This window comes from Gordonia sputi NBRC 100414 (assembly GCF_000248055.1).
In the GTDB taxonomy this organism is placed as follows: domain Bacteria; phylum Actinomycetota; class Actinomycetes; order Mycobacteriales; family Mycobacteriaceae; genus Gordonia; species Gordonia sputi.
The window spans coordinates 1-23,503 of the sequence record NZ_BAFC01000056.1 but is presented as its reverse complement, the minus strand read 5'-3'; the positions used below and the strand labels follow the sequence as shown (position 1 = coordinate 23,503).

The 23,503-nt window shown below is 64.2% G+C and carries 22 protein-coding genes; 13 read left to right on the top strand and 9 right to left on the bottom strand.

All coding sequences use genetic code 11. The features are described 5' to 3' along the window. Window positions 1-36: 36 nt before the first annotated feature. Complete coding sequence (locus tag GOSPT_RS09270; protein WP_005205477.1) at window positions 37-1,638, bottom strand: flavin-containing monooxygenase; 1,602 nt, start codon at window positions 1,636-1,638, stop codon at window positions 37-39. A 191-nt stretch (window positions 1,639-1,829) separates the two neighbouring features. Between GOSPT_RS09270 and GOSPT_RS09265 the strand changes: the two genes are divergently transcribed. Both GOSPT_RS09265 and GOSPT_RS23870 read left to right on the top strand, forming a co-directional pair. Further along, window positions 1,830-3,635, top strand: coding sequence for a sigma-54-dependent Fis family transcriptional regulator (locus tag GOSPT_RS09265; RefSeq protein ID WP_005205475.1), 1,806 nt, complete (start codon window positions 1,830-1,832; stop codon window positions 3,633-3,635). Continuing rightward, window positions 3,616-3,774: a hypothetical protein gene (locus GOSPT_RS23870; RefSeq protein WP_169330945.1), complete on the top strand. Its 159-nt coding sequence runs from the start codon at window positions 3,616-3,618 to the stop codon at window positions 3,772-3,774. The genes GOSPT_RS09265 and GOSPT_RS23870 overlap by 20 nt, the downstream gene beginning before the upstream one ends. Here GOSPT_RS23870 and GOSPT_RS09260 read toward each other — a convergent pair. From GOSPT_RS09260 to GOSPT_RS09250, 3 genes are all read right to left on the bottom strand, one after another. After that, window positions 3,761-5,056, bottom strand: coding sequence for a helix-turn-helix transcriptional regulator (locus GOSPT_RS09260; protein ID WP_005205474.1), 1,296 nt, complete (start codon window positions 5,054-5,056; stop codon window positions 3,761-3,763). The two genes, GOSPT_RS23870 and GOSPT_RS09260, sit on opposite strands and share 14 nt — an antisense overlap. A 10-nt stretch (window positions 5,057-5,066) precedes the next feature. Next, complete coding sequence (locus GOSPT_RS09255; protein ID WP_005205473.1) at window positions 5,067-6,122, bottom strand: alcohol dehydrogenase catalytic domain-containing protein; 1,056 nt, start codon at window positions 6,120-6,122, stop codon at window positions 5,067-5,069. 123 nt (window positions 6,123-6,245) lie between these two features. Beyond that, window positions 6,246-6,806 carry a Rho termination factor N-terminal domain-containing protein gene (locus GOSPT_RS09250; protein WP_005205472.1) on the bottom strand — a complete coding sequence of 187 codons (561 nt, stop codon included), beginning with the start codon at window positions 6,804-6,806 and terminating at the stop codon, window positions 6,246-6,248. 187 nt (window positions 6,807-6,993) lie between these two features. On the opposite strand from GOSPT_RS09250, the gene GOSPT_RS09245 reads away from it, so the two are divergent. The 6 genes from GOSPT_RS09245 (at window position 6,994) to pcaC (ending at window position 11,579) form a co-directional block, all read left to right on the top strand. After that, window positions 6,994-7,263, top strand: coding sequence for a DUF7218 family protein (locus GOSPT_RS09245; RefSeq protein WP_005205471.1), 270 nt, complete (start codon window positions 6,994-6,996; stop codon window positions 7,261-7,263). Between the two features lie 153 nt (window positions 7,264-7,416). After that, complete coding sequence (locus GOSPT_RS09240; protein WP_005205469.1) at window positions 7,417-8,604, top strand: 4-hydroxybenzoate 3-monooxygenase; 1,188 nt, start codon at window positions 7,417-7,419, stop codon at window positions 8,602-8,604. After that, a complete protein-coding gene (gene pcaH / locus GOSPT_RS09235; protein WP_005205468.1) occupies window positions 8,589-9,431 on the top strand; it encodes a protocatechuate 3,4-dioxygenase subunit beta in 843 nt (280 codons plus the stop codon). Before GOSPT_RS09240 ends, pcaH begins: the two co-directional genes overlap by 16 nt. Then, window positions 9,428-9,979 (top strand): protocatechuate 3,4-dioxygenase subunit alpha, encoded by a 552-nt coding sequence (gene pcaG, locus GOSPT_RS09230; protein ID WP_005205466.1) that lies wholly within the window; start codon window positions 9,428-9,430, stop codon window positions 9,977-9,979. The genes pcaH and pcaG overlap by 4 nt, the downstream gene beginning before the upstream one ends. Further along, on the top strand, window positions 9,976-11,214 hold the full coding sequence (locus GOSPT_RS09225) for a lyase family protein (RefSeq protein WP_005205465.1): 1,239 nt from the start codon (window positions 9,976-9,978) through the stop codon (window positions 11,212-11,214). The genes pcaG and GOSPT_RS09225 overlap by 4 nt, the downstream gene beginning before the upstream one ends. Then, window positions 11,211-11,579, top strand: coding sequence for a 4-carboxymuconolactone decarboxylase (gene pcaC, locus GOSPT_RS09220; RefSeq protein WP_005205463.1), 369 nt, complete (start codon window positions 11,211-11,213; stop codon window positions 11,577-11,579). Before GOSPT_RS09225 ends, pcaC begins: the two co-directional genes overlap by 4 nt. Window positions 11,580-11,730: 151 nt before the next feature. Here pcaC and GOSPT_RS09215 read toward each other — a convergent pair whose 3' ends face one another. After that, window positions 11,731-12,525 carry an IclR family transcriptional regulator gene (locus GOSPT_RS09215; RefSeq protein WP_039855386.1) on the bottom strand — a complete coding sequence of 265 codons (795 nt, stop codon included), beginning with the start codon at window positions 12,523-12,525 and terminating at the stop codon, window positions 11,731-11,733. A 2-nt stretch (window positions 12,526-12,527) separates the two neighbouring features. Beyond that, window positions 12,528-13,331 carry a LuxR C-terminal-related transcriptional regulator gene (locus GOSPT_RS09210; RefSeq protein ID WP_005205460.1) on the bottom strand — a complete coding sequence of 268 codons (804 nt, stop codon included), beginning with the start codon at window positions 13,329-13,331 and terminating at the stop codon, window positions 12,528-12,530. Between the two features lie 111 nt (window positions 13,332-13,442). On the opposite strand from GOSPT_RS09210, the gene GOSPT_RS09205 reads away from it, so the two are divergent. Then, window positions 13,443-15,164: an AMP-binding protein gene (locus GOSPT_RS09205; protein WP_005205458.1), complete on the top strand. Its 1,722-nt coding sequence runs from the start codon at window positions 13,443-13,445 to the stop codon at window positions 15,162-15,164. Between the two features lie 107 nt (window positions 15,165-15,271). Here the strand turns inward: GOSPT_RS09205 and GOSPT_RS09200 are convergent, their stop codons facing one another. After that, on the bottom strand, window positions 15,272-15,904 hold the full coding sequence (locus GOSPT_RS09200) for a pyridoxamine 5'-phosphate oxidase family protein (protein ID WP_245548697.1): 633 nt from the start codon (window positions 15,902-15,904) through the stop codon (window positions 15,272-15,274). Between the two features lie 260 nt (window positions 15,905-16,164). Here GOSPT_RS09200 and GOSPT_RS23865 point away from each other — a divergent pair, with 260 nt between their 5' ends. The 3 genes from GOSPT_RS23865 (at window position 16,165) to GOSPT_RS23115 (ending at window position 19,094) form a co-directional block, all read left to right on the top strand. Then, window positions 16,165-17,808 (top strand): DUF6777 domain-containing protein, encoded by a 1,644-nt coding sequence (locus GOSPT_RS23865; RefSeq protein ID WP_005205453.1) that lies wholly within the window; start codon window positions 16,165-16,167, stop codon window positions 17,806-17,808. Window positions 17,809-18,014: 206 nt separating this feature from the next. Beyond that, the gene (locus GOSPT_RS09190; protein WP_005205451.1) at window positions 18,015-18,443 is read left to right on the top strand and encodes a hypothetical protein; all 429 of its coding nucleotides are present in this window, start codon (window positions 18,015-18,017) and stop codon (window positions 18,441-18,443) included. Beyond that, window positions 18,444-19,094 (top strand): DUF3558 family protein, encoded by a 651-nt coding sequence (locus GOSPT_RS23115; RefSeq protein WP_039855383.1) that lies wholly within the window; start codon window positions 18,444-18,446, stop codon window positions 19,092-19,094. Between the two features lie 68 nt (window positions 19,095-19,162). On the opposite strand, the gene GOSPT_RS09180 is transcribed toward GOSPT_RS23115, so the two are convergent. After that, a complete protein-coding gene (locus GOSPT_RS09180) occupies window positions 19,163-20,692 on the bottom strand; it encodes a flavin-containing monooxygenase (RefSeq protein WP_005205448.1) in 1,530 nt (509 codons plus the stop codon). Between the two features lie 145 nt (window positions 20,693-20,837). On the opposite strand from GOSPT_RS09180, the gene GOSPT_RS09175 reads away from it, so the two are divergent. Next, window positions 20,838-22,043, top strand: a complete 1,206-nt coding sequence (locus tag GOSPT_RS09175; protein WP_005205447.1) for a PucR family transcriptional regulator — start codon at window positions 20,838-20,840, stop codon at window positions 22,041-22,043. A gap of 201 nt (window positions 22,044-22,244) precedes the next feature. Here GOSPT_RS09175 and GOSPT_RS09170 read toward each other — a convergent pair whose 3' ends face one another. Continuing rightward, window positions 22,245-23,486 (bottom strand): fatty acid desaturase family protein, encoded by a 1,242-nt coding sequence (locus tag GOSPT_RS09170; protein ID WP_005205445.1) that lies wholly within the window; start codon window positions 23,484-23,486, stop codon window positions 22,245-22,247. Window positions 23,487-23,503 lie beyond the last annotated feature (17 nt).

Below are 23,503 nucleotides of genomic sequence, written 5' to 3'. Positions count from 1 at the left end.
CTTCCGGTGAATCTAATTGTTTGGCAATAACTTTCGTCACGAGATCGCAAAACCCTTGTACCCTGCGGCGGCCGCCTCCAGAGTCGCCGTCCGGTAGGCCCCGACACCTCCGACGTACGAGAGCACACGCCGCGGCTTACCCGGAACATTCGAACCGACGTACCAGGAGTTCGTTTTCGAGATCAGGTTCGCGTCGGCGAGTTCGTCGTGGTGAGCGACCCACGCGTCCTGGCCTTCCTCGGTGGGTTCGATGACGGTCTTGCCGTTCGCATTCAGGTGCCGAATCGCGTCGCTGATCCATTCGGTCTGCTGCTGAAGACAGGTGGTCATGTTGCACAACGCAGCAGACGGCGCGAGTGGCGCACCGGTTGTCAGCAGATTCGGATAGCCGTGCACCATCAGGCCCATCGTCGTGCGGATGTCGCGGCCCCAGTCCTCTTTGAGAGAACGTCCGTCGCGACCTCGGATGTCGATCCGCGTCAGCGCACCGGTCCCCGCGTCGAAGCCGGTGGCCATGATGATCACGTCGAGTTCGTGCAACGTTCCGTCCTCGAGCACGATGCCCTCGGGGACGATTCGCGTGATCGGATTGTTCTTCACCGGCACGGCCTGCACATTGTCACGGTGGTAGACCTCGAGGTAGTCGGTCTCCAGCGGCACTCGGTGGGTACCGAAGCCGTAGTCGGAGGGGATCAGCAGCTCGCACAGTTCCTGGTCTTGCAACCGCGCGCGCATCTTCTCCCGAACGAACTCCGACACCTCCTCGCTGACCTCTTCGTCGGAAAAGATCTCGGCGAATGACGCCAACCACAGTTTCAGCGACCCGTTGTCGTAGTCCTCTTCGAGCCGAGCTCGACGCTGCTCAGGCGTGAGGTCGGCCCACGCATCGGTGAAGTCGTACTCGAAGCCGGTGAACGTGGTGGGCAGGTTTTCGCGTAGCTCCTCGAAGCGCGCCTTGTATGCGGCGACGTCGTCGGACCCATAGCTCGGGTTCTTCATCGGCAAGGCGTACTGCGGTGTCCGAATGAAGACCTTGAGCTGACCGACCCGGTCGGCAATGGTCTGGATCACTTGAATGCCGGTCGCACCGTTGCCGATCACCCCGACGCGCTTGCCTTCGAGGTCAACGCCGTCACGCGGCCACCGCGCGGTGTGCAGGATCTCCCCCGCGAACTCGCTTTGGCCGGGAAACAGGTCCGACATGGGCGCCGACAACATCCCGGTGCAAGCAACCAGATATCGAGTGTCGATCGTCTCCCCGGAGTCGGTGGTGACCGTCCAACGGTTGGTGTTCTCGTCGAAGACGGCACTGACGATTGTCGTATCGAACGAGATGTCACGACGGAGGTCGAGACTGTCGGCGACGTAGTTGAGCCACTGCTCGATCTCGGCCTGCCCCGGGAATCGGCTGCTCCAGCTCCAGCCCTTGTAGAGGTCCTCGTCGAACAAATACTGATAGATGTAGGCCTCTGAATCGAACTTCGCACCCGGGTACCGGTTCCAGTACCAGGTACCGCCGACGCCGGACGCGGAGTCGTACGCACGGACGTCGAGGCCTTGTTCTCGCAGCTGATGGAGCTGGTAGAGCCCGGCCACGCCGGCTCCGATCACGAGCGCATCGATGGTTCTGTCTGACATCGTCTTCCTCCGTTGTTGTGATTGTGGTCACGTAGGGATGAATTTTTGGCTTGTCCCACAGACTTGATGTGTCCCAAATTGGGACGCCGGACCTGACCGACGGGTGGTGGTCGTTTGACTATCGACGGATGGATAATCGACTGTGTTGTGAGTCACAGCGGCGGGGACGCCATTACAGGAAGGAGCAGCACGTGCGCGACACGCGGGATGAACAACTGCGTATTGCTGCTGCTCGCGCCGACTTCTTGGAGTACGGACCGCAGGGCGCAGCAGGCGTCGGCGACGTAGTCGCCGCATCCTGGTCGAGGAGCGCGTCCGCCGGACTCGACGCCGACCGGTATCAGGTCGCGTACCACGACGACATCGACTTCGATTCCCGTCTGGTCCGCTGCGCGCGCCCGGTGCTCGAACGCCTCACCGGCGATATGTCCGACGTCCCTGTGACAATCGCGCTCACCGACGCCCGCGCCCGGATAATCGACCGCCGCGATTGCTCAACGGCAGTCGGGCGAGTTCTCGATCGGGTCGACTTCGACCGCGGATTCTCGTTCGAAGAGAGCAGTGTGGGAACCAACGGAGTCGGCACGGTGTTCGAGGTCGGCGCACCCGTCAGTGTCGTCGGTTCCGAACACTTCAATCAGTCATTGATCCAGTTCGCGTGTACCGGAGCGCCGATCCTCAATCCCCTGAGCGGGCGGGTTGTCGGTGTGCTCGACGCGAGCATGTTGGCCGAAAGCTGGAACAGCTTGGTCGACGCATTGGTACGGTCGGCCGCAACCGACATCAGTCGCAATCTGCTGCTCGACCGAAGTCAGGACACGCGTGCATTGTTCGAGACGTACCTACGCGCGGCCGCCCGACCCAGCCGAGCGGTGATCGCGCTCGGCGAGACCGTCATGATGAATGAGGCTGCCCGCTCACTGTTGACCCCAGAAGAGCAGTCGACCATCGGTCAGTACGCGGAGTACCTGATGACCAAGCACGACAACGCTTTACACACCGTCACCCTAGAGGGTGGGCGCCAGCTCCGACTACGCGCCAAGCACATCACCAGCAGCGGGGATGTGGTCGGAGTTGTACTGGTCGTCGACGAGGAGCGACGCGAGCACGTACCGGCGGACGCCACCGACACGCAAGGAGAAGGGAGAGGTGTCGCTCGTGATCGTAATGGGGCCCTACTCGCGCCCGAGACTCACGGAATGCGCAGTCCCGCATGGATTTCTGCCTATCACGACGTCGTGCGCTCGTGTAACGACAACCAGAATGTCGTCGCTTTCGGGGAGCCGGGTACCGGCCGTCTGTCGGTACTGACTGACGCATTTCGCTTGGCACACGGTGCCGCACCGATCGTGGTCCTGGACATGGCGGACGCCCCGGAGTGCCTCGCGGCGACGCGGCTGCCGCGCATCACCGACGAACGAGGCCTGGTCGTTCTACGACACATAGACCGACTCGGCGAGCACACGCCAACACATGTGGCCAGATTCGTCGACGACGCGCTGGCGGCCGGATATGTTCTCGCCGCCACCGCTTCTCCGGCGCGGAGCGGTGCCCACACAAACTACGGTGGTCTGCTCAGACGATTCGACGAGTCCGTCACGCTTCCGCCACTTCGACTTCGGGGCCCAGACCTGGTCCCGTTGGTTGAACGAGTGCTGACGATGCTCGCACCGCGACGCCATACACGTATCAGTCCGCAGGCCATGCGCATCATCTCCGCCTACTCGTGGCCGAACAACCTCACCCAACTACACGCGGCGCTGCGCTCCGCATTGCGTCAGCGGCCAGTCGGCGAGATACAAGCCGCAGACCTCCCGGGATTCTGCCGCACCACTGCTCACCGGGTGCTCACCACGTTGGAGATCACCGAGCGTGACGCCATCATTCGCATACTGGGAGAGTGCGCGGGTAACCGCGCTCGTGCGGCAGAGCAGTTGGGCATGTCGCGCAGTTCGATCTACCGCAAGATCCACACCTATGGAATCACCGGGATCTGATCTACCCTCTCCACGCAGATCGAGCCCTTACCGCCGATCGAGCGCCCCGTCGCTGATCGAGCCCTACCCGCTGATCGAGCCCTACCCGCTGATCGAGCCCTACCCGCTGATCGAGCTTGTCGAGATCACCCCGCCGTGATCCCGGCGCCTGCGGCGAGCAGCCCTGCCTCACCGCGATTGGTGACCCCGAGCTTCTGCAGAATCGCCGCGACATGGAACTTGATGGTGCTCTCACTCACGCCGAGTTCCGCCGCGATCGCCTTGTTCCGCCGGCCGAGCGCGAGATGCCCGAGCACCTCAAGTTCACGCGGATTCAACGCCGCGAGCAGATCCTTCTCGGGGCGAGAGACGTTTGCTTCCAAGGGTATTCGTGCGCATACGCGACTACCCCAGCCGGCAATCGCCTCGACGTCCAGCGACCCATCCACCGCGCGCAGCCGCCCCGCGAGTTGTCGCGACAACGCGTCGCCGTCGAGTTCGCCCCGACCCCGATCGCGCACGTCGACGACGAGATGGTCACCACTGATTTCCCACGCCACCCGCAGCCGTTCGACGGCCGGTTGGGCGGCGACGGCCACGGCGACCGAGCGCACAATGGCCCTCGCGGCGTGCGCGATCTCGCCCGACAGCGTCGCGTCGACCGCTGGGTCCACATACTCGACGGCGGCGTCGAGGTCACGGAGCACCGGTTCGAGTTCGGCCCGTAGCCGTCGAAAGGCAACGCCGATCGGTTCGGTCGCAAGCGCGCGATCGGTGTCACCGACCGACCGCAGTGCAATCAATGCGGCCGATGCCGTCTCCGCCGCGACCGTGCGCGCGACGGCGTCGTCGAGGTCGCGCGATCGCAGCGTCCCGAGGATCGACGACAACGTGTCCTCGTGTGTTTCGGTCAGTTGGGTGATCGTCCGAGCCCGTTCGGTCGACGCCGCCCGCGACTCGGCCAGATAATCGGGACTCGCCTGGGCTACCTGCTGCCGAATCGATGTCGCCACCAGCGCGAACCAGGCGGTCAGGAGTTCATCGATGCTCGTGGCCTGCGACTTGGCCGACTTGGGTACCAGTACCAGCAACGTGTCGGTGGCATCGCGGACTGCGAGAATTTTTCGACGCGCTCCGCCGACTACCGCCTGTCCGCGCAGCGTGTCCCCTCGCTGAACCGACTCCTTGATGGCGTCGAGTTCGGCGATGGTCGCACGCTCGACGACCGCCGGGGCACCGGCCACCTTGCGTGGGCGGCCGGTGCACTCGCGGGTATAGATGATCAGCGCGTCGTGCGGATGCGCCGATGCCAGGAACTTCGAGAAGCGTTCGGCGATCTGCGGGAGCGGACCGTCCACCACGGCGGCGAACTGTTGCCACCGGCTTGCCGACAGCGTGGTCGTCACGTCGCCCGAGCGTTCGGACAGTCCTTCGATCGTCACCTCACCATTGTCACCCGTTGCTGATGATCACCTTCAGTGCGTGCTCGTCGGCAGCGTTGGAGAAGGTGTCGTAGGCGCGGTCGAACTCGTCGAAGGTGAAGTGATGCGTCACGAACTTCTCGGGCGCGATCTTTCCCTCTTCGATCTCCGTGAGCAGTTCGGGAGCAGTCGTCGCGTTGACCAGCCCCGTCGTCAGCGTCAGGTTGTTGATCCAATCCCGATCGATCGGAAATTCGACGGGCTTCCCGTGCACACCGACGTTCGCGAGATGTCCGCCGGGGCGCAGACAGTCGAGCGACGTGCGGAACGCGGGCCCGAGTCCAACGGCTTCAATTGCGACGTCAACACCGAGCCCACCGCGACTGAGTTCCTTGATCTGTTCGACGACGTTGCCTCCCGCGAGAATGTCGATGGTGTCGGTCGCACCAAAGTCCAGTGAACGCTCGAGACGAAACTTGTTGCCGTCCACCGCGATAACCTTCGACGCCCCGCGTGAGCGGGCGGTCATCACCGACGCGAGACCCACCGGCCCCGCACCGATCACGGCCACCACGTCGCCTTGCTTGACGGCCCCGTAGAGCACGCCGATCTCGAAACCTGTTGGGAGGATGTCGCTGAGCATCACGCCCTGCTCTGCCGTGACGCCCGCCGGTAGCGGGATGAGTCCGTTGTCGGCGAATGGAACCCGCACGAACTCCGCCTGCGTGCCGTCGATGAGATGGCCGAAAATCCACCCGATCCCGCCGACCGTCTGGCAGTGCGACGTCATCCCTTGCTTGCAGTATTCGCAGTAGCCACACTTGGTGACGCACGAAATGATGACGCGGTCACCTACTTTGACGCGGGTACATTCCGGCCCCACCTCGGTGACCACTCCGACGCCCTCGTGCCCGAGCACGCGCCCGTTGGTCACCGCCGGAACGTCGCCGGAGAGAATGTGCAGATCGGTCCCGCAGATCGTCGTCGTCTCGACGCGGACGATCGCGTCGGTCGGGTCCTTCAGGACCGGATCGGGAACGTCTTCCCAGGCCTTGTTTCCCGGACCGTGGTAGACGAGCGCTTTCATATCTGGCCTCCTTCGGGCCGCTCAGGTGGCGGCAAGTCCCCCGGATCCCCAGTTCAGTATGCGATGAACCGCATTGATGATGGCCGGGTTCGCGAAGGCCATCTCAAGTTGAGACGCGGCGCCTCAACCTGCCAAACCCAACGCGTTCTGCAACTGCGCCTTGGTCATCGAGGAATAGCCCTTGATGCCCTTGGCCTTCGCTTGCTCACGGAGTTCCTTGACCGTCGGAGTCTTCGCCGACGAGGACTTCGCTGCGGCAGGCGTGGCCCCAGCAGGCTTGGCCGAAACCGTCTTTACCGCAGCAGGCTTTGCCGAAGCGGTTTTGGCTGAAGCCGTCTTGACCGGAGCGGTTTTGGCCGGAGCCGTCTTGGTCGCGGCCGGCTTCGTTTCGGCAGGCTTGGCCGTTGCTGGCTTGGCTGCGACAGGCTTGGGCACCTGCGCCGTCGGCGTCGACTTCGGGGCGGCGACAGCCTTCGTCGAGTCCTCGGCCGCGGAGTCGACCTTCTTGTCGTCGGAATCACCGGAGATCGCTCCGATGCGCTTCAAGAGTTCTCGACGCAGCGCGTCGGTTTCGCTCGCTGCTTTGCCGAGCTGCTTTTCTGCCAACTTCCGCACATCGTCGAGGCTCTGTTGGAGTTCGCCGATCTGCTTCTGCAGACGTTTGATCGCCTTCTTCTCGCCCATGCCTTGTGCCCTTCGTCGCCGTAGATTGCAGGACCCCCGTACCCGAGGGTAGGCACTCCACCGCTGCTAGAGGCGGATTATCGCCGACCTTGTCGTGTCGCGATCGTGAGCACGTCGTCGCGTACCCGCTCGGCGCGTAGCGTGGAAAACGCCCCAATCCGAGATTCATTCCGACGAGGAGGCACCCATGCCAGAGCGCGATCCCGGCCCGTCCATCAAAGACGACGAGCTCTACGAGAAGCTTCGCGACGAGGGCAACTCGAAGGAGAAGTCCGCGCGTATCGCCAATGCCGCTGCCGCGCAGGGCCGTTCGAAGATCGGCGAGAAGGGCGGCGAGTCCGGATCGTACGAAGACTGGACTGTCGACGAACTGCGCTCGCGGGCAAAGGAACTCGGACTACACAACTATTCGGACCTGAACAAGGACGAACTGATCGACATGCTGCGCGAGCACTGATCCAGCGCCGCCGCGCCCTATGCGACACGCCCGAAGCCCGCGGCCGCACGCCGATAGCCGGTGCTCCTAACTGCATGTTTTCACTCAGTGAAAACCAGCGCTAGGTTCTGTGACCCAGCTCTCCCTATGGTTCTTCCAGAAGGGAGGTCACAGATGACCAGCTACGTCAGCTCGACGCGAACGCGGGTCGCCATCGTCGGCGGCGGCCCCGCCGGGCTCGCACTCTCACGCCTGCTCTCGGTGGCGGGCGTCGACAGCGTCGTCATCGACAACCGCACCCACCACGAGATCGAAACCACCCACCGCGCAGGCATTCTCGAGCGCGACAGCGTTCGACTGCTCCTCGATGCGGGCGTCTCCGACAGAGTCCTGCGCGACGGTCACGAGCATCAGGGCATCGACCTCCGCTTCGGCGGCGTCAGCCACCGCATCGATTTCCAGAAGCTCGTCGGGGCGTCGTGCTGGCTCTACCCTCAAACCGACGTCTTCCTCGACCTGCACGCAGCACGCATCCGCGACGGCGGCGACCTGCGCTACGGCATCTCCGACGCAGCCGTTACCGACCATCGTGAGGCACCCCGCGTCACCTACTCCGACGCCAACGGCGCACATCACGAGATCACTGCCGAACTCGTCGTCGGTGCCGACGGTTCACGCAGCATCTGCCGCGATCTCGTCGACAATCCGCAGCGCTACTTCCGGGAGTACCCGTTCGCGTGGTTCGGCATCCTCGCCGAGGCACCGCCGAGCGCACCTGAGCTCATCTACACCCGATCGCCACACGGCTTTGCGCTCATCAGCCAACGCACCCCGACCGTGCAGCGTATGTACTTCCAATGCGCCCCCACCGAGAACCCAGCCGACTGGTCCGACGACCGCATCTGGGCAGAACTGCAGCGCCGCCTTGCGGGCAGCGACGGCTTCGCGCTCAAGGAGGGGCCGATCATCCAAAAGAGTGTGCTGCCCTTCCGCAGCTTCGTGCAGTCACCGATGCGCGACGGCAATCTGCTCCTCGCAGGCGACGCAGCCCACACGGTGCCGCCGACAGGCGCCAAGGGACTCAACCTTGCACTCGCCGATGTCCGAGTCCTCGCCGACGTCATCGAACGCGCGCTCCTCAAGAACGACGACGACGCGCTCGACTCCTACACGACGCGCGCACTGGAACGCGTCTGGAAGGCACAACACTTTTCGTACTGGATGACGACGATGCTCCACCGCATCCCCGACACCACTGACTTCGATGAGCTCCGACAGCTCGGTGAGCTCACCACCCTGGTCTCGTCCGAGGCCGGATCCACCTATCTCGCAGAAGGTTACACAGGATGGCCACACCACTGATCCCGCGCCAGGAGACGATCACGCCTGACGGCGACGCCGCCCCAGCCGTCATCTCGTCCGACGCAGCGGCGGGCACCCAAACTCAGATCAGCGCCGAAATCGGCTCGCTCGCAGCAGAATACCAACGCGCGCGTGCCGCCGGCGCCGCGGAGGAGCTCAGACCCCGACTCGACTACGCCCCCTACCGCTCGAGCATCCTTCGGCATCCAACAAAGGACCCGCACCATGCCGACCCCGAGGGAATCGAATTGTGGGCGCCCGCATTCGGGCAGCGAGACGTCGACCCCCTCGAAGCCGATCTGACCATCCAGGCCGACGGAGATCCCGTCGGCGAGCGGCTCGTCGTCACGGGGCGCGTGCTCGACGCCGACGGCCATCCGGTGCGCAATCAGTTGGTGGAGATCTGGCAGGCCAACGCCGCCGGGCGCTACATCCATAAGCGCGACCAGCATCACGCACCCATCGACCCCAACTTCACCGGTGTCGGCCGCTGCCTCACCGACAACGAGGGCAACTACCACTTCACCACCATCAAGCCCGGGCCGTACCCGTGGAAGAACCACCACAACGCGTGGCGGCCCGCGCATATCCACTTCTCGCTGTTCGGAACCGATTTCACGCAGCGACTGGTAACCCAGATGTACTTCCCCGGCGACCCGCTGTTCGACCTCGACCCGATCTACCAGTCGATCGTCGACCCCGCCGCACGCGCCCGACTCGTCGCCAACTACGACCACGATCTGACCCAGCACGAATGGTGCACCGGATACCGCTGGGACATCGTGCTCACCGGTAGCGCACGCACCCCGATGGAGGAAGCAGAATGAGCCTCGCCCCGACACCCGGCCAGACGGTCGGACCGTTCTTCCACTACGCCCTACCCTATCCGGGCGACAACGAGCTCGTCCCGTCAGGCCGTCTCAATCGAATTCGACTGCACGGCAACGTGTTCGATGGCAACGGCATGCCGATTCCCGACGCCCTGATCGAGATCCGCCAGGCCGGCACCGACGGCAGCATCTCGACCGCCCCGGGATCTCTGCGGCGCGACGGCTTCACCTTCACCGGCTGGGGTCGCGCGAAAACCGATCGGGTGGGCCACTATTCGTTCAGCACCGTCACACCGGGCGCGACGCGTCCCGGCGAGGCGCCGTTCTTCGCGGTGTGCGTCTTTGCTCGCGGTCTGCTCGACCGCCTGCTCACCCGCGCCTACGTACCTGGCCACCAAACTCTCGACGACGACGCCGTGCTCTCCGGTGTCGATGCCGGTCGTCGGGCGACACTGATCGCGGTCCCCGACCGCGACGGATACCGCTTCGACATTCACCTACAGGGCGATTCGGAGACGGTGTTCCTGCAACACTGGAAGTCGTGAGCGATCTGTTGTGGCCCGGCGACCACCGGGCCGGAGACCTTTTCACCGACGCCGCCATCCGCGACGCGATGCTGCGCGTGGAGTCGGCGTGGTCTCGCGCCCTCGTCGAACACGGGGTGGCACCGGCAGACGCCTTGGTCTCCGTCGACCAATTGGGCTCCGCTGCAGCTGATCTCGATCTGGATCAACTCTCGGCCGAAGCCGAGGCCGGAGGTAACCCGGTCATCCCGCTCATCTCGGCGCTCCGCAAGGGCCTGAGTCCTATCGCTGCGAGTTGGCTCCACCGCGGCATGACGAGCCAAGACGTCGTCGACGCCGCGCTGGTCCTCGAATCACGACGCGCCTTCGCTCGCATCACTGCCGAGTTGCTCACTCAGATCGATGTGCTCAGCGACCTCGCCGACACACACCGGGAGACCCCGCAGATCGCTCGGACGCTGACCCAGCAGGCGGTGCCGTCGACTTTCGGGATGAAGGTCGCGCACTGGCTCGACGGCGTCCTCGACGCATACGACGAAACCTCGGGACTGCAGTTCCCCGCCCAGTTCGGTGGTGCCGCGGGCACGTTGTCCGCACTTGTCGAATTAGCCGCTGCACAAGCGAATTCGCAAGGGACTGCGCTGGCGGTGACACGGAGCGCCGCACACTTTCTCGACCTCGACGCAGCATCGCCTTGGCACGTCGTACGTACTCCGTTCACCCGCTTCGCGGCCGCGGCAACCACCGCGACGTCGTCGTGGAGTCACATCGCCAACGACGTTCTGACGCTGAGCAGGTCGGAGATCGGTGAGGTCACCGAGGGTGCGGGCGGCGGGTCGTCGACGATGCCACACAAAGCCAACCCGGTACTGTCGGTGCTGATTCGACGCGCCGCACTGACCGCTCCCGCGCTGGCGTCGACGTTGCAGCTCGCGTCGGCCGACGCCGTGGACGAGCGCACACCCGGCAGTTGGCACGCGGAATGGGCAACCCTGCGAATCCTGCTGCGGCGTAGCGTCGTCGCGGCATCGCAGACCACGGACCTGGTACGCAACCTCAACGTTCATGCAGATGCGATGGCGTTCAACCTATCGGCCGCCGGGACTGCGGTGTTGTCGGAGCAACGATCTATGGCCGAGCTCGCAGGCCATGAACCGAGCGGTGAAACAGTCGGTGTGGCACCACTTCTCGTCGACGCGACGCTGCGCAGAGCACAAGAGCTGACCCGAACCCGATTAGCAGAGAGGCCCCGATGAGCCGCTACGACGACGGCATGGCAGTACGACGTGAGGTGCTTGGCGACGCCCACGTCGACCGCGCGACCGCTGCCGCAACCGATCTGACGCGTGAGTTCCAGGAGTTCATCACCGAATACGCTTGGGGCACCATCTGGACGCGCCCCGGCCTCGACCGCCGCAGCCGCTCGATGATCACGCTGACCGCGCTCATCGCCCGCGGGCACCACGAAGAACTCGCGATGCATCTGCGCGCCGCCCGCCGCAACGGACTGACCCTGGACGAGATCAAGGAAGTCATCATGCAGTCGGCGATCTATTGCGGTGTGCCCGATGCCAATACGGCCTTCCGCATCGCGCAGCAGACGTTCGCGGAAGAGGCCTAGCCCGACGCCGCTGGTCGAGCCCCAACCGCTGGTCGAGCCCTCAGTCGCTGGTCGAGCTTGTCGAGACCACCCCGCCGGTCGAGCCCTTACCGCTGGTCGAGCCCTTACCGCTGGTCGAGCCCTTACCGCTGGTCGAGCTTGTCGAGACCACCTACGCGCTGTCGGCAACCCCCGCGCGCTCGGGCGGAACCGGCCCCGGGGCGCCGAGCTGCCGTCCGATGCCCCGCGCCGCGACCTGCAGCGCAGCAAGAAGCCGCGGGCGGTTTCCGCGAAGGGTCCCGACCACCACGCCCAGCGCCGCGATCACCCCGTCAGGTCCCCACACCGGTACTGCGATCGAACACGCGCCCGCGGTCATCTCCTCCGCCGTCGTCGCGTAGCCCTCGTCGCGCACACGCTGCAGCTGCTGCTCCAAGAGCTGCGGGCTGATCAGCGTCCGCGGTGTGACCCGCGTCAACGATGCCATCACCTCATCACGAATGTCCTTGGGCGCGTACGCAAGTAGTACCTTGCCCACCCCGGTCGGCGGCATCGGTAGCCGACTACCCACCTTGCTCACGACCGGCACCGACTCGTTCCCGGAGATCCGATCGACGTACAGCACCGACGTTCCCTCGCGCACCGCGATATGCACCGTCGCCTTTGTCGCGGCGTACAGGTCGTAGACGTACGGTTCGGCGATCTCGCGCACGCCGGTCTGGATCGGAGCCAGCAGCCCGAGATCCCACACCCGCCTGCCGATGACATACCGACCGTCGGGGCGCCGAACCAGCGCGCCCCACCGTTCCAACTCGCCGACGAGCCGGTGCGCCGTGGGAACCGCGAGATCGGCTCGCTGCGCCATCTCGCTGAGCGTCAACGCACGATGCGCCTCGTCGAATGTGCTCAGTAGAGCCAGGGTTCGCGCAGCAACTGATGCTCCGGGAACCGACGTGTTTCCGGCCATCGCTACGGAAGTAGCCCTGATCGTCGAGCAATGACAACGGCTTCCAGCCGACTCGACGCGCCGAGTTTGCGCAATACGTCTTTCATGTATCCCTTGGCGGTCTGCACCCCGATATTCAGCTCCTCGGCAATTCTCGCATTGGTGTAGCCGAGTGCAGCGAGGGTGACCACATCCTGTTCGCGACGTGTCAGGGTGAGTGTCGTCGGTTCGTCCGACTCGCCGTCGAGCAGGAGGTCGGAGATGCGTGCGATCTGATCTGCAACGGCGTCGTCGTCGACGTTTCTTGCCAGAGTGCGGAGCTGCGCGTAGGCCTCGGTGATCCGATCTCGAAGTCCATCGCCTACAGCGGCGTCGGCGGCGACCGCCGCGCGCGAGGCGACGATCTGCTGTTCGAGTTCACGCGCCTCGACAGCCAATGCGTCCAACGTCCGATCGCCGATGGCTTCGTCGGTCCGCAGGGCCCCGTAGATCACCGCGACAGGCCTGCGTTCGACGATGACCGGGGCGGCCGCCATCGCACGCAGGCCCTCGGCCGCGATGATCGCGTTGTACCGATGGGTGATCCGCGGGGTACGCAGATAATCGTCGACGACCATCGGGCGATTGAGCGCGATGACCTTGCCGCCGAGTCCGTGCCCGGCATCAACGGCAACGCCGTTCAACGCACCGTAGGTGTCGCCGACGAAATGTCGGAGACGCAGACCGCGCGAGCCGTGCACCACACCACCGAACGCCAACGACACACCCGTGCCGCGACGCAGACGACGCAACGCATCGGTGACCGGCGCTGTCAACGACTCAGCCATGTCACCACCTACCTCCTGACCCCTCTTCGGGGGGTTCTGCCCATGCGACGTCACATTCGAGAATCACTTCTCGAATGTGATTCAGCTTACTCTGGCAGTAAAGGTGTGGATATGACACAGACGTCCTTGGCCGGCGACCGCGCGCGACGCGAGTCGATTCAGGCGCAGTTGACCCCGGCTGTCACCGCCGACCTCGACGCCTGGCTGGAGCTTTTCGGCTCACCCGACGCCAACGCGGCGTCGCTGCTGGTAGACCGCCACGATCCCGAAGCCGTCGCGTTCACCACGGTCTCGCTACGGGATTCTGCGATCTCCCCGCAGGCCCCGCAGGCCTCGCGGGCCGAGCAACCCCCGCTGATCGAGCCCTCACCGCTGATCGAGCCCTCACCGCTGATCGAGCTTGTCGAGATCACCTACGGCCAGCTCGCAGCGGAGTCTCGACGCCTCGCCACCGCGCTCGCCGGTATGGGTGTCGAGCGCGGCGACCGTGTCGGCGTCCTCATGGGTAAGCGCACCGAGCTGGTCGTCTCGCTGCTGGCACTCGCCCGGCTCGGGGCCGTCTACATTCCGCTCTTCACCGCCTTCGCCACCCCCGCGATCGAGATGCGACTGCGGGCGGGCGGCGCCTCCATCGTGATCACCGAGCCGAGCCAGGCGTCGAAGCTCGACGACATCGACGGCCTCACGACGATCGTCGCGGGCGAGCAGTTCGACGCTCTGATCGCCGACAACGATCCCCTCGACCACTCCGTCTCCGTCGGCGGTGACGGCACGCTGATCCTGCTGTTCACCAGCGGCACGACAGGTGCGCCCAAGGGCGTGCCCGTTCCGCTGCGCGCGTTGGCGTCGTTCTCCTGCTACATGCGCTACGGACTCGACGTCGCTGACACCGACGTCTTCTGGAACGCCGCCGACCCCGGCTGGGCCTACGGCCTGTACTACGGAATCCTCGGTCCGATGGCGATCGGGCGGCCAAATGTGTTGCTGCAGGCGGGCTTCACCCCGGAGGTCACCGCCACCGTGCTCACCGAACTCGGCGTCACGAACTTCGCCGCCGCGCCCACCGTATACCGCTCATTGAGCAAGAACCCCGCGATCAACGGATTCTCGCTTCGTCGCGCATCCTCGGCGGGCGAGCCACTCACGCCCGATGTGATCACCTGGGCGAGAACATCTCTCGGCACCGAAGTCCGCGACCACTACGGCCAGACCGAGCACGGCATGTTCATCAACAATCACTGGGCCGACGACCTGCGTCGACCACTGATCCCCGGCTCGATGGGGCAGCCGATGCCCGGATTCGCTGCAGGAATCGTCGGCGACGCCGGCGCACCGGTCAGCGAACCCAACGTCACGGGTCAGATCGCGATCGACGTCCCCGCCAGCATCGGCTACTGGTTCGCCGGGTACCTCGACGCCCCGGAGAAGACCGCATCGCGCTACACCGAGGACGGCCGTTGGTACCTCACCGGCGACACAGGGCACCTCGACGCCGACGGCAATTTCTTCTTCAGCTCCCGCGACGACGACGTCATCATCATGGCCGGGTATCGCATCGGCCCGTTCGACGTCGAGAGCGTCCTGATCACCCACCCGTCGGTTATCGACGTCGCGGTTGTCGGCCGGCCCGACGACCTGCGCGGTGAGGTACTCGAGGCGTTCGTCGTGCTCGCCGACGGCGTCAGCGGCGACGACGCTTTGGAGACCGAGCTGCAGCAGTTGGTCAAGACCGGCTTCGCCGCGCATGCCTACCCACGCACGGTGCACTTCGTCGACGCACTGCCGAAGACGCCGAGCGGAAAGATCCAGCGGTTCGTCCTGCGTCAGCGCTGACAGGCCGCCACCTTCCCCGCTAGTCGGGCAGGCACCCTTTTCCCGCTGGTCGAGCGGGCGCGAGCGCAGCGAGCACCCGAGTCGAGACCACCCCGCCCGACGCTGTCTCACCCCACCAGCGCGCGCACCGACGCCGGGATCGCGCCGGGGTCGCCGGTGTAGGTGATCGGGTCGTCGAACACCGTGCGCACGGGCACCACTCCGGTCCATGCGTCGGTGTCGGCGCCGGGTCCGCCAGTCCGCGCCTTGGCAATCCACTCGCCGTCGACGATCGGCAGTCGCAACGCGGTCGTCGCGGCGAGTTCCTTACGTGTGGTCGTTGGTGTTTCGGCCACGCGACCGGGAATCAGCTTGTCGCTCAGCGCATCCAATACTTCGGCTGGAACTTCTGCGTTTCGTGCCACACCACGCACCACCGCCGACCGATAGTTGGCGGAATGGTCGAACAGCGTCTCGGCCACCACGATTCCGTCGAGCAGAAACACACTGAACGCGACCGGAGAACCGGACCCCACCTGTCGCAGTGCGCCTGCGCCGGTGGAGCCGTGCAGGATGATGTCGTCGCCGACACGTGCGAACAACATCGGCACCGACCAGGGCCACCCGTCGACGACGGTCGAGAGCGTTCCGACCTGTGCCGTGTCGAGAATGTCGTCGAGCAATGCGCGATCGCCTTGACGCTCGGGTTTGCGGGTCAACGTCGTCAACGCATCGGGCTGGGTGTCAGGGGCTGTAGACATACCGACCATCGTTCGCGACGACCGCCGTCGGCGCCACTCGTTTACGGAGACCCACCGTCGCTATCGAGTTCGACGCTTCTTGCACAATGACGTGGTCTGGTCGGTGTAGTCCGAACATGTGAGTTCTTGGTCCGAACGGGTGAATTTACGATCAAACAGTTGCCCTGCGATTCAGACATTTCGATACTGATGCCTGTCTGACATCGGTCGCGGGAACCGGTGATGCGCGCTTACACGTCTGCACACCAGGAGAGTATCCATTGTCTTACCCCCCTTCCGGAACCTTCGGCGCTCCGGCGATGCCACCCACCGGGCCGTTCCAGCCGATGCGGGACCAACAGAAGCGACGCAATCGCACCATCGCTCTGGTCGCGATCGTCGTGGTGTTCGCGTTGGTTCTGGCCACTGTTCTCGTTCTTGTGTTGCGAGGCAAGGACGGCGGCCTTCGCATACCCGGCCTCAGCCTCCTGACATCCGGTGAGGCGGGCCCAGATCCGTTCGGGCCCAACGTCGCACTGACCAACAAGGAGCTGCCGAGCAATATCAAGCTCGCGCGGAGCTCGGGCGCTCCGGACAATGGCGCTCGCGTGGTCTCCGGCACTCAGCCCGGCCTGTACGCGGGTGGCGATTCGACCTGCGACACAGCAGCTCTCGGAAACTACCTGTCCAACAACCCGAGCCAAGCCCGTGCCTGGGCCAGCGTCTTCGGCATCGACACCGCCTCGATTCCCTATTACCTCAACACGCTCACCCCGGTCGTGTTGACCGCCGACACGTGGGTGACCAATCACTCGTACCAGGGTGGCAGCGCCTACGCGTTCCAGTCGGTATTGCAATCCGGCACAGCGGTTCTCGTCGACGGCGCGGGTGTCCCACGTGTGCGATGCGCGTGCGGCAATCCGCTTGCACCGCCGGCGTCGACGCCCCTCGGCGGCTATCGCCTGAGCGGACATCCCTGGCACGACTACCACTCGCATGAGGTCACTCGGATCGCCTACAACAACCAGAACGTCACCGTCGTCAACAACACGACGACCGTGATCAATCAGGCGCCGCAGAACACAGCAACCCCAGCGGCGGCGGTACTCACGCTGCTCAACCTGGCCAATGGACAGCAATTCGAACGTCCGGTCGGCGGAATCATCGACGTGAGTGGTCTTCCGCCGCTTGCGACCGCCTTGCCGACTCCTGCCGCGTTGAACACTCCGTTCGTCGCGAAGTCCGACGAGGCGGCAGCCGAAAACGGGCTGGCGCGGGCCGGCAGCACCGAAGCCGCCGCAGAAGTTGCCCAGCGTGCGGAGTCGAATGGTGGTGTGCCGGAAGGTGCACCCGACTCTTCGGCCGCATCGGAGCAACAGCAGAACGTTGCAGCGTCGGAGACTCCTGGCGCATCCGCAGCGGAGTCGACATCGTCTGAATCGTCGAGTGCCAGCTCATCGAGCAGCGCCGCACCCAGCCCGACGCAGTTCTCCGGAACGGGAGATGCCATCGGCAGCTTTACGTTCCGCGTCGATGATCGCAGCGTGAGCTGCCAGGCACCGACGTCCGCGTCGACCGGCACGATCGACCTCACCTGCAGCGACAACGTCGCACGCACGGTGTCCTCATCGTCGCTGGAGAAATCATCGGTCACCTCATCGACCGACTCGACGACTCAGGTCTGGAAGCTCGGCCTGACCGAGAACTCATCGTCATCGGTGTCGGTCGACGTCGAATCGGCGACCTGGCGCACAGTCGAAACGTCGAGCACCACCACGACGACAACGACGATCGAAACGACCACTCCGGAAACGACAACGGAGACAACCACTCCGGAGACGACGACACCGGAGACGACGATGGAAACCACAACTCCGGAAGAAACGACGACAACAACCACGACGACGGAAGTTCCTACGAGCTGACACACCGCACGGAGAGATCCCCTTCGGAGGCAACCCGCCCTCGGAGGGGATTCTTCTTTGCGACGGGGACGAGGGTCGACGTCGGGCTTCGTGGCAGGCCGCCATGAGCTCATCCACAGCCTGACAATTCCGACACACAGACCACCTACTGTCATGGTTAACTGTCTTGGCGCTTGCGCGACAGTCTGCTGCGAGGGGGTAAGGACATGACCGACTTCTTCACCATGCCCGGTGGAGTTGTGAACCTGCAGTCCGAGGACGGGATCGCGAACCTCGACGGCAAAGAACGCAGCTCGATGACGTACGTCCAACCACCTGGCAACACCACGGACGACGGCGGCACCGTCCGCTTCAACACCATCGACTGGGAGCGACGCGCCAAGGTCGCCGCCGACGGGGCGGCGGGGTTGGAGGAGGCACTCGCCCAGTTAAAGTCTGTTGCAAGGACTAACCATTTCGGAGAACTCGTAGAAGGACGCGAAGTTCACGCTCGACTCACCGCTCTAGTTGGCTCCTGGCGAACGACCCTGCAGGAACAAATTGGTGACCTGACTTCACTCGCACAAGCCTGCCGATCGGCAGGCGCAGAACTGGCTGATGCGGACTCTTCCACCGCAGACGGCATGCGGTCATAGATGAGTTCTGCGTTCAGTTCGGGGGTCACAAAAACCCTGCTGCTTTCGGCATGCTTATTCACACTCAGCTCGTGCTACAGCGTTGATGGCCAGCCGAGGGCCGAATTCTCACCTACCTCTTCGATCGGAGCGACGCCTTCAACGAACACTATCCGGCAGACCGATGACCATGGGCGCTCCCTTCCCTTCAGTACCAAGTTTCCGCGCAGATGGAGTAACGGGAATGATGGAACTACGTACGAACCTTGCACCGCAGCGACCGAGTCAATACTAATCGCCAATAGCCTTGACCCACGCTCCGCGCGGGACGCTGCCGCCGCTGATCATCAAACCGCACGGGGCTGCATGTGGTCACTGAGTGATCGAAACCTCGCTTCTCTCTCTCAGTTTGTCGGCAACCAACCCGACCTTGATACGTACAAGCAGATGAACGCACAGTTCGTCACTTGGAGAGCGGACATTTCGATGTCTGGCCGTCGTGTGGCAGTGTCCACGACCCCATCCATCCCGGAGTGCACAACCTTTGTTCGCTCTGGTGACGCAATCGTTGTTACCGACCTCTCCATCTCCATTGACGCTCCGCCCATCAACGAAATCTGCGACAAGGCAATCGCTTTCACGCGCGCGACTATCGATCAGATGCCCGAATAGACGAGACACCCACAGCGCAGGCGCGAGAGCCCCCTCGGACTCCCGCGCCTGCGCCATAAGAAGATTGGTCAGCCGACGGCAGACTCCACGCGCTCGGAGCCCTCGGACGAGCCGACACCAGCCGGCGAGGCAGCCCTCTTGAACCGCAGGTTCTCGAAGTCCGCGACGTCAGCACCCAGGGCCTTGCGGTCCTTGTAGAAGCTCATCGACATCTTCCACGGCTCCTCAGCGCCCTGGCGCGGCAGTTGGTCCTCGACGCGCTTGATGTAGCCAGCTCCGAAGTCCAGTGCAGGGCGGGTGTCCATGTTCGGATCGACCACAGGTGCCACCTCGCGGTACCCACGCGCATCCATGTACGCCATGAGCCTGCACCAGTACTCGCCGATCAGACCGATCTTCAACGTCCACGAAGAGTTCGTATACCCAACGGCGAGTGCGAGATTCGGAACACCACTCAACATCATGCCGCGGTAGATGACGTGGTCACGCAGTACCACGGGCTCGCCGTCGAGCGACAGCTCCATCCCACCGAACAGTCGTACGTTCAAACCCGTTGCGGTCACGACGATGTCAGCCTCGAGTTCGGTCCCGCTCTCCAGCAGGAGGCCCTTCTCGGTGAACGTCTTGATTCGGTCGGTGACCACCGATGCCTTACCAGAGCGAATCGTCTTGAACAGATCGGCATCCGGGACCGCACACAACCGCTGGTCCCACGGGTTGTACGGCGGATTGAAGTGCGTGTCGACGTCGTAACCCTCGGGCAGCAGGACCTGGTTGACCGTGCGGATCACCTTGCGCGAGGTCTTCGGAAACCGTTGTGCCGCTTCGTACAACACGCGCTGCTGCAGAATGTTCTTCCACCGCGCAACGGCGTAGCCGCGCTCGTCGCCGAGGATGCGTCGTGCCACGTTGGCAAACGGGTCGTGCTTGGGCAGCGGCAGGATGTAGGTCGGTGTGCGCTGGAGCATCGTGATGTGCTCGGTCTCGTTCGCCATCGCCGGGAGCAGCGTGACAGCCGTTGCGCCGCTGCCGATCACGACGACCTTCTTGCCCTTGTAATCGAGATCTTCCGGCCAGTGCTGCGGGTGCACAACCTGCCCGGTGAATCGCTCGCGGCCCTCGAAGTGAGGCGTGAACCCCTCGTCGTAGTTGTAGTAGCCCGACCCGCAGTAGACCCAGCTCGCCTTCAGTTGGATGTGCTCACCGGTGTCGAGACGATCGATCTCCGCGGTCCACAACTGCTCACTCGACGACCAGTTCAACGCGGGCACCTTGTGCTGCAATCGCAGGTGCTCGTTGATCTTGTCCTCGTCGACGGCCTCGCGAAGGTACTGCATGATGCGGTCGGCGTCAGCGATCGACTGCTTGTCGACCCACGGCTTGAACTCGAACCCGAACGTGTGCAGGTCACTGTCCGAGCGGATGCCCGGGTACCGGAACAGGTCCCACGTGCCACCAATCGACTCGCGTCCCTCGAGAAGCGCGAAGCTCTTCTGCGGCATCTCGGTGGTCACATAGTGGGCGGCTCCGATACCGGAGACACCCGCCCCGACGATCAGGACGTCCAACGTTTCGACAGGTGTGGCTGTTGTGGGCACCTGCGCCTCCTTCAGATCTGGCTCGATTTCCCGCACGATAAATATGACACCATGCGTTGTTACATTCCAGACTGCGTCACACTTGGCCCTGGCGCCAGGTGCCAAGTGCCCACGATGGACGCCACGCAAGGTGCATACTGTTCAGATGTCCGATGAGTGGCCCTCCGTGTCCCCCGAGATCAAGAGCTTGATCCGACGCGGCGCCGAACTCATCCTCGATCCTCCCGAGGAGTGGATCGAAGCCATCCACGACGCTTCGCTGGGCGGCATGCGCATGAAGGCCATCGCCGACGACCCTGTGCTCGCCGAGGGAACGCGACGCACCAACCTCGCGAACACCCTGCGCTGGGCGAGGAGCAACGTAATCAATCCCGGCGAACGCGTACCCGCCGAGATCAGCCCCGACATCCTCACCACCGCTCGCGACCTCGTCCGGCGCGGCCTCGACGAATCAGCGCTCGACGCCTTCCGCACCGCACAAAGTGTCGCGTGGCGTCTGTGGATGCAGGTCTGCTTCACCCTCACCGATGACCCACAACAACTGCGCGAACTTCTCGACATCACACTCGTTTCCATCTCGACTTACATCGACGACACCGTCGAGGCCACGAGCAACAGGATGCGCAGCGAACGACGCGAGCTCACCCGCGGCACCCACGCGCAGCGTCGAGAAGCGGTTGCCCTGCTACTCGAGGGCGCACCCATCCCCATCGACCGCGCCGAAACCCAACTCGGCTACCGACTTCTCGGCCCGCACACCGCGTTGGTCCTGTGGAGCACACATCCAGAACAGGCTGCAAACCTCGAATCCGCCGCCGACACGCTCGCCGCCTCGGCCGGGTGCGCCAACCGACTCACCGTCGTCGCCAGCGCCGCGTCACTGTGGATGTGGCTGCCCACCGATGAGGCACACATCGCGCGTGTTTCGCCATCCCCGCTGATCGACGTCGCTGTCGGCAGAACGGGCAACGGCGTCGACGGCTTTCGCAATAGCCACTTCCAAGCGCTCGCGACCCAGCGCATCGTCGCGCAGCTAGGCGGCTCGCACGGATTCGTAAGGTGCGACGACGTCCGGCTGGTCTCGCTGCTGATGTCGTCCGCCGAGGACACCGCGGCATTCGTCGACGACACCCTCGGCGAGTTCGCACATGCCGAGTCAGCTCTACTCGACACAGTACGAACTTGGATCAAGCTGCAGTGCAACACCTCTCGCACCGCAGAAGCGCTCTATACGCATCGCAACACCGTGATTCGACGCCTCGCCCGCGCCGACGAGCTACTGCCCCGTCCGCTCGACGAGAGCCTGCTCGACGTCGGCGTCGCGCTGGAGGTGCTGCGCTGGCGGGGGTGATCTCGACAAGCTCGATCAGCGGCGGGCAAGCTCGATCACCCACCGCTGGTTGAGTGGACGACGAGCGCAGCGGGCACCCACCGCTGGTTGAGCAGGCCGCGAGCGGAGCGAGCAGCCGTGTCGAAACCACCCCAGCGAGGAGGTGATCTCGACAAGCTCGATCAGCGGCGGGCAAGCTCGATCAGCGGTAGGCAAGCTCGATCAGCGGTTGACAGCCACCCGCGACGACCGCAGCTCCCGCAGGGCCGAGCGCAGCCCGCGCCTGCGGCCGGTCTGCGGGTCGACGCCGAAGTGAGTCTTGGTCCCCTCAATGATGTTGAACCGCAACTCCGATGCCGTCTCCGGCGCGTCGTCGGCGCTGGCTTTCAGCATCGCGTTGGGCAGCGACAGCTTGGCAATTGTGCGAAACGTCAACCAGTACTGATGCTGCAACGAACCCGTCGTGTACGGCAGGTCGTACTTGTCGCACAGTTCGCGCACGCGGACCGCGATCTCCTCGTACCTGTTGCTCGGCAGATCCGGGAAGAGGTGGTGCTCGATCTGATGACTGAGGTTGCCGCTCATGAAGCGCATCAGCGGGCCTGCGCGAAAGTTGGCTGATCCCAACATCTGTCGCAGGTACCAGCGGGGCTGATCTTCTTCCTCATACTCCTCGACAGTGAATTTCTCGGCCCCATCGGGGAAATGACCACAGAAGATCACTGCGTACGACCAGTAGTTGCGAATGAAGTTCGCAGTCGCGTTGGCGGTCAGCGTGGTGAACCAGTTCGGTCCGGCGAGCGCGGGGAAGATCAGGTAGTCCTTGGCGGCCTGCTTCCCGACCTTCCGCCCGATGACCCGAAGGTCCTTCAGCGCAGCGCGATACGACTTCTGGCCGGTACGAAGCTTCTCCGCCTCGAGGTGGTGCAGCGCCACGCCCCACTCGAAAAACGTTGCGAGAAGGAAGTTGTAGGCCGGATTTCCGACGTTCCACCATTCCCACGGCTGGTCACGCGTGACACGGAGGATGCCATAGCCCACGTCGTCGTCCATGCCGACGATGTTCGTGTACTTGTGGTGCACAAAATTGTGCGAATGCTTCCACTGCACGCTCGGACAGGTGGTGTCCCACTCCCACGACGACGAGTGGATCTCGGGATCGTTCATCCAATCCCACTGCCCGTGCATCACGTTGTGGCCGAGCTCCATGTTCTCGACGATCTTGGCGACGCCGAGCATCCCGGTCCCGAGAATCCATGCGGGCTTGCGGTTGCTGAACATGAGCACCACGCGCCCGCCCGCGGCGAGCGCACGCTGAAATGCGATGGTGCGTCGAATGTATTTCGCGTCGGCGACCCCCCGCGATTCCTCGATGTCACGTCTGATCGCGTCGAGTTCGGCACCTAGTGCCTCGACGTCGGCTTCGGTGAGATGGGCGTACCGATCGATGTCGGTGATGGCCATAGAGCCTCCCTACAGGT

What these genes read in the sequence shown, in the direction of transcription:
- GOSPT_RS09270 (WP_005205477.1), bottom strand. Translation starts at nt 1,638, where the DNA reads ATGTCAGACAGAACCATCGATGCGCTCGTGATCGGAGCCGGCGTGGCC.
- GOSPT_RS23870 (WP_169330945.1), top strand. Translation starts at nt 3,616, where the DNA reads ATGGAATCACCGGGATCTGATCTACCCTCTCCACGCAGATCGAGCCCT.
- GOSPT_RS09255 (WP_005205473.1), bottom strand. Translation starts at nt 6,122, where the DNA reads ATGAAAGCGCTCGTCTACCACGGTCCGGGAAACAAGGCCTGGGAAGAC.
- GOSPT_RS09250 (WP_005205472.1), bottom strand. Translation starts at nt 6,806, where the DNA reads ATGGGCGAGAAGAAGGCGATCAAACGTCTGCAGAAGCAGATCGGCGAA.
- GOSPT_RS09245 (WP_005205471.1), top strand. Translation starts at nt 6,994, where the DNA reads ATGCCAGAGCGCGATCCCGGCCCGTCCATCAAAGACGACGAGCTCTAC.
- GOSPT_RS09240 (WP_005205469.1), top strand. Translation starts at nt 7,417, where the DNA reads ATGACCAGCTACGTCAGCTCGACGCGAACGCGGGTCGCCATCGTCGGC.
- pcaH (WP_005205468.1), top strand. Translation starts at nt 8,589, where the DNA reads ATGGCCACACCACTGATCCCGCGCCAGGAGACGATCACGCCTGACGGC.
- pcaG (WP_005205466.1), top strand. Translation starts at nt 9,428, where the DNA reads ATGAGCCTCGCCCCGACACCCGGCCAGACGGTCGGACCGTTCTTCCAC.
- pcaC (WP_005205463.1), top strand. Translation starts at nt 11,211, where the DNA reads ATGAGCCGCTACGACGACGGCATGGCAGTACGACGTGAGGTGCTTGGC.
- GOSPT_RS09215 (WP_039855386.1), bottom strand. Translation starts at nt 12,525, where the DNA reads ATGGCCGGAAACACGTCGGTTCCCGGAGCATCAGTTGCTGCGCGAACC.
- GOSPT_RS09210 (WP_005205460.1), bottom strand. Translation starts at nt 13,331, where the DNA reads ATGGCTGAGTCGTTGACAGCGCCGGTCACCGATGCGTTGCGTCGTCTG.
- GOSPT_RS09205 (WP_005205458.1), top strand. Translation starts at nt 13,443, where the DNA reads ATGACACAGACGTCCTTGGCCGGCGACCGCGCGCGACGCGAGTCGATT.
- GOSPT_RS09200 (WP_245548697.1), bottom strand. Translation starts at nt 15,904, where the DNA reads ATGTCTACAGCCCCTGACACCCAGCCCGATGCGTTGACGACGTTGACC.
- GOSPT_RS09190 (WP_005205451.1), top strand. Translation starts at nt 18,015, where the DNA reads ATGACCGACTTCTTCACCATGCCCGGTGGAGTTGTGAACCTGCAGTCC.
- GOSPT_RS23115 (WP_039855383.1), top strand. Translation starts at nt 18,444, where the DNA reads ATGAGTTCTGCGTTCAGTTCGGGGGTCACAAAAACCCTGCTGCTTTCG.
- GOSPT_RS09175 (WP_005205447.1), top strand. Translation starts at nt 20,838, where the DNA reads ATGTCCGATGAGTGGCCCTCCGTGTCCCCCGAGATCAAGAGCTTGATC.
- GOSPT_RS09170 (WP_005205445.1), bottom strand. Translation starts at nt 23,486, where the DNA reads ATGGCCATCACCGACATCGATCGGTACGCCCATCTCACCGAAGCCGAC.